This window comes from Bradyrhizobium sp. PRIMUS42, from assembly GCF_023006515.1.
Lineage (GTDB): Bacteria > Pseudomonadota > Alphaproteobacteria > Rhizobiales > Xanthobacteraceae > Bradyrhizobium.
In genome coordinates, this window is sequence record NZ_JALBGZ010000514.1 from 1 (window position 1) to 4668 (window position 4668).

The window sequence follows — 4668 nt, forward strand, 5'->3', positions numbered from 1 at the left end:
GACACCGCCGCGTTCGCGGCGCGTGAGCCGGCCATCGTCCTCGCGTGCCGCGGAACGGGCGGAGACGGGCAGCGACACCACCGACCAACGCAGTGCGTTGGTATCGGTCTTGTCGAGCTCGGCGGTGAAGATATGGGTGCCGAGCGGCCGGTCGCTCGGGGCGATCGTGACCGGCACCTCGAACAGCGGCGCAAAATTCTGCCGCACGTAGAGCTTGGAATCCTTGCGGCTGATGAAGACGGCGATCTGGCCGGCCCGCTTGGGGGCTTCCGGCTTTGCGACCGGCGCCGGATCAGCAACGCGGCTTTCGTCCTTGTTCGCATCGGGCGAGGCGGCGAGCGCAGGTGCCGGTGCATCGGTCGTCTTTGCGGAGTCCGCTGCTTCGGTCTTGATCGGCTCGGCCTTGTCGGCAGGCTTGTCCCCGCTAGCCGGCTTGTCTTCCGACTGCGGCTTGGCCGCGTCAGTTGCCTCGGCCGTCTTGGCCTTGTCGGCCGGGGCGCCGGCTTCCTCGTGGGCTGGCGCATTGCCCGTGGTCACATCCGACATCACGGTATGGTCGACGGAGGCGCGCAGCTCGAGCACGGCATCGGCGCTGGCCGTCTTGGTTTCGGTGGGCTTGGTCTCGACCGACTTGGTTTCGGCGGCTTTGGTCTGCGCGGCGCCCTTGTCGGCCTTGTCGCCGACATTGGTCTGCGGCTCGAGGCTCGCGGCAGGCTGTGGCGGCACGCGCACCGAGGCGAGCAGGGGATGGGAGAAGCTGTGCGGCGTCATCTCGCCGGGCGCGACGATGACGCGCGCGCCCATCCTGGTCCAATTCCACATCTTCACCGCGAACGCCATCGGCATGCGGATGCAGCCATGCGAGGCCGGATAGCCCGGCAACGCGCCGGCATGCATGGCGACGCCGGACCAGGTGATCCGCTGCATGTACGGCATCGGCGCGCCGCTATAGATGTTGGAATGGTGGAATTTGTGCTTCTGGATGACGCTGAACACACCCATCGGCGTCGAATGGCCCTTCATGCCCGTGGACACCGGAGATTCCGCGAACACGCCGTTGGTGTCGTAGACCGTCACCTTCTGCCGGTCGATCGAGACGACGATGACCAGCGGCCCTTGTGGCTTTGCGCCGGCTTGCTTTTCGGCGACAACCTCTTTCCGGCCGGTTGCGTCGCGCTTCGGCGGCTTCTGGCGCGGTATCTCGGGATGCCGGCTCTGCCGGGCGTAATAGGATCCGTCGGAATAATCCGTCCAATAATAAAATGCTGCGTCTGCCTGGCTGGTCGCGCCGATCATACCCGCCGCCGTCAAAATGGCGACCTGCCACAGCCGCGCCGGCTTGGCAGAAAAACGCGACCCGTTCACGCTGTTCATCCTCGAATCCATATTCCAAATCAGACGTTAGTCTCGCAAAGGGGATACGCGTTCACCACCAGGCCGGTTCTGCCATCAGCGACTTTTGTCCAAGACGTAGCAAAAAAGCCTCACAGAGCGGTAAACGGCGGCCGCCTCTGCCCGCCTGTCGTCTTCCTGTCGGGCTGACGCGTTCCTACATTGCGGAGACTTGTTACCGGAGAACTTCATGTCATCTCGTTTCCCTGGACTTGCCGGCATCCGCTTGAAAGGTCTCGCCTTATTCCTCCTGGCCCTGGCCGTGCCGGCGGCGTCCGTCCAAGCTGCCGACGAGCCCGATCTGATCTTCCGCCGCTCCACCGTGTTCAAATGGATGAGCCCGAACGACAAGCTCGCGACCTATGGCCTCGACGATCCCGAAGTCGAGGGCGTCGCCTGTCATTTCACGGTGCCGGAAAAGGGCGGCTTCAAGGGCTGGCTTGGCCTTGCCGAGGAGGTGTCGGACATCTCGCTGGCCTGCCGCCAGGTCGGCCCGATCAAGTTCAAGACCAAGATGGAGCAGGGCGACGACATGTTCCGCCAGCGCCGGTCGCTGTTCTTCAAGAAGATGCAGATCGTGCGCGGCTGCGACACCAAGCGCAACGTGCTGGTCTACATGGTCTATTCGGACAGGATAATCGAGGGCTCGCCGAAGAACTCGACCTCGACAGTGCCGATCATGCCGTGGGGAGCTGCGGACGCAAACGTCCAGAAGTGCGCCGAGTTCTTCACACAGTAATGCGCGTTCACACAGTAACGCGCTTGCGTTCACTCAAGCACAGGCTCGGCTGGCCTACGGCTTGACAAGATGCGAGCCGGTCAGCCGCACGAAGGCTTGTGGCGCGGCCTCAAAGCCGCGGCCAGACTGTAGCGACATCGCGCCGGCTGAGGCGACGCGATTGGGTCGTTGACCTCCGCCGTCCGTCCGTTGGTCCGCCTCGCGCGGCATTGCGCGATCTTGCGCCACCATAATGGCCATCCCTCAAGTGAACGCGCCCGGTGATGGGCGTCCAGGTTCGATGGCTTGGGTCGCGGCCGACGCGCTCCCGGTTCGACAGGACCAGCCTTCGTTTGCCGCTCCATTCGCAGGAAAACGTAAAATGCGTGTGAAGCGGGTGAGGCGGGAACATGACGGCGGCTGCGTCGAGTGTGTTCGCACACCGGAGCCGGAACTTGGCAAGCCGCCATGAGCTCTAGCGAGACCTCACTGAAATGGTTGGCGTTTTCAGAGAATTGTGTCGTCGTCTCGGACCGGACGAAACAATTCTCACGGAGATGAAACCATTTTCGGCTTTTGGCGCATCACGGGCGAAACCGCCCATGGTTATCAGCTTCACAACGACGAACGGCGCACCGCCGGCCACCGAATTCGGAGACAAGACCATGCGCGCGCTCAGCTACATCCTTGCCTTCGCTTTCGTGGTTGCGGGCTCCTCGTTGGCTGGCTCGCCGGACGGCAATCTGCCCGGCGTCGGCACCTTCCAGTACAGCGGCTCGCCGGTCATCACCACGACGTCGCAGCCCATCGTGGTTGCCGCGCGCTTCTGATCGATAACAAGAAAATCAGCGATAAAGGCCGTCATGATCGTTCGATTTTGCGCCGCTGCGTTCGTTTTTGTTCTGACGATCAATGCCGCCCAGGCGCAGGTGCGCGCGCCCACCAGGTTACCGGATCCCCGCAGCGAGTTCGTGCGCCAGTGCGCGCCGCGCATGATCGGCCGCTGGGAGCATCCGGAGGCAGTCTGCGGCTGCCTGCACGATCACGCCGCGGCCGCCGTCGAGGATCGCGACCTGCGCGAAGCGCTGTTGCGCGGCATCAGCGAGACCGGCGTGCCCACCATCGAGACCGACTGGGTTCCGGCTTCTAAGCAGGGCGAGATCGGCCCGACCTTTACCAAGATTGCCAAGCCAACCCTGCAATGCATGTTCGATCCGGCGAAGTAGCCTCTCAGGCCATCATTTTGTTTTCGGCCCCTGCCGCGGCACGCAGGAGCTCGTGCGCGAGACACCCTTGTCGGTCATCCTTGCGCCGCGCACTTCCCTGACCTGTCCGGCAGGGCAGGTTCCGTCGTCCACGAGAACGCGCTGGCCGAGCTTCAGATCCACGATATCCTGCTCGCGTCCGACCGTGGCGGCATGCGCCGCCGCGGCGAGCGCGATGGAGATCAGGAGCGAGAGGCAGGTCGCGTGGCGGAGTGACATCATGAAGGCTCCCGGAATCGATGACGCAATGTAGGGAGCGGTGAGCGATTCTAATAGCGAAGCTTGCTCATGCTCGCCGAACCGGCTTGCTTTTCGCGCGCAAGGCTGACCGCGATTCCCGCGCGAGCCGTTCGGCGGAGGCTACGAGTTGTGGAACTGCGTGGCCGGAAAATCCCAGCACGAAGCCGGGGAGAGGACGCGTGCGCGAATAGGTGTCGGCCAATAGCCAGCCCTCCGCGCCGCCCGCCTGCTTGGCTTGCGCGGCCACCGTCAGGTCGACCGAGGGATCGAACCGGGCGACGAGATGCAGGCCTTGTGACGGCACCGGCACGGATAGCGCACCATCGGATGCGGCTTCCAGCGTTTCGGCCAGCACATCGCGCGCCTCGCGATAGAGTTTTCGCACGCGCTTGAGGTTTGCGGCGAACGCGCCCGAGTTGAGCATGTCGGCCACCGCGCCTTCCATCAGCGTGCCGGGGAAGCGGTCGAGCGCCGCGCGCGCAGCCGTCACGTCTGCGATCAGGCGTTCGGGCAGGGCGCAATAGCCGATGCGCAGGCCCGGAAACAGCGTCTTGGCAAACGTGCCGAGGTAGATCACGCGCTGGAGACGGTCGATGCCGGCGAGCGACATCAAAGGTGCGCCGTCATAGCGAAACTCGCTGTCGTAATCGTCCTCCAGGATGAAGGCGCCGGCCCGCTTTGCCCAGTCCAGAAGCTCGAGCCGCCGCGGCATCGACATCTGAACGCCCAGCGGAAACTGATGCGACGGCGTGACATAGGCCGCGCGCGCGGACGGCGCCGCGATGCGGCCCTTGGCGATGCGCATGCCGTGCTCGTCGACGGGAACGGGCACGGCGCGGTAGCCGCAATGTGCAAAGGTCTTGCGCGCGGCAGGGTAGCCGGGGTCCTCGCACCAGACCTGGTCGCCCGCTCTGAGGATCGCGCTCAGCACGATGCGCAGCGCGTGCAAGGTGCCCGACGTCAGCATGATCTGATCGGGATCGCAGCGCAGCCCGCGCGCCGACAGCAGATGATCGGCGATTGCCGCGCGCAGCTCGCGGCTGCCGCGCGGAT

Annotated in this window: 6 protein-coding genes; 3 read left to right on the plus strand and 3 right to left on the minus strand. The window is 64.6% G+C overall.

Annotated features, from left to right (window positions below):
- Nucleotides 1–1374 (minus strand): L,D-transpeptidase family protein (locus MOV75_RS28105; RefSeq protein ID WP_247006979.1); only part of this gene is annotated, 1374 nt, incomplete at its 3' end.
- A 208-nt stretch (nt 1375–1582) separates the two neighbouring features.
- Between MOV75_RS28105 and MOV75_RS28110 the strand changes: the two genes are divergently transcribed.
- From MOV75_RS28110 to MOV75_RS28120, 3 genes are all read left to right on the plus strand, one after another.
- A complete protein-coding gene (locus tag MOV75_RS28110) occupies nt 1583–2131 on the plus strand; it encodes a CreA family protein (RefSeq protein ID WP_246930180.1) in 549 nt (182 codons plus the stop codon).
- Between the two features lie 581 nt (nt 2132–2712).
- On the plus strand, nt 2713–2940 hold the full coding sequence (locus MOV75_RS28115; protein ID WP_246930178.1) for a hypothetical protein: 228 nt from the start codon (nt 2713–2715) through the stop codon (nt 2938–2940).
- 33 nt (nt 2941–2973) lie between these two features.
- A complete protein-coding gene (locus MOV75_RS28120; protein ID WP_246930176.1) occupies nt 2974–3336 on the plus strand; it encodes a hypothetical protein in 363 nt (120 codons plus the stop codon).
- 12 nt (nt 3337–3348) lie between these two features.
- Here MOV75_RS28120 and MOV75_RS28125 read toward each other — a convergent pair whose 3' ends face one another.
- Together MOV75_RS28125 and MOV75_RS28130 are read right to left on the minus strand one after the other, a co-directional pair.
- Nucleotides 3349–3594, minus strand: a complete 246-nt coding sequence (locus MOV75_RS28125; protein ID WP_246930185.1) for a DUF6719 family protein — start codon at nt 3592–3594, stop codon at nt 3349–3351.
- A gap of 67 nt (nt 3595–3661) precedes the next feature.
- Nucleotides 3662–4668: PLP-dependent aminotransferase family protein (locus MOV75_RS28130; protein WP_247006980.1), on the minus strand; the 1007-nt coding region annotated here is incomplete at its 5' end.

What these genes read in the sequence shown, in the direction of transcription:
- MOV75_RS28120 (WP_246930176.1), top strand. Translation starts at nt 2,974, where the DNA reads ATGATCGTTCGATTTTGCGCCGCTGCGTTCGTTTTTGTTCTGACGATC.
- MOV75_RS28125 (WP_246930185.1), bottom strand. Translation starts at nt 3,594, where the DNA reads ATGTCACTCCGCCACGCGACCTGCCTCTCGCTCCTGATCTCCATCGCG.
- MOV75_RS28115 (WP_246930178.1), top strand. Translation starts at nt 2,713, where the DNA reads ATGGTTATCAGCTTCACAACGACGAACGGCGCACCGCCGGCCACCGAA.
- MOV75_RS28110 (WP_246930180.1), top strand. Translation starts at nt 1,583, where the DNA reads ATGTCATCTCGTTTCCCTGGACTTGCCGGCATCCGCTTGAAAGGTCTC.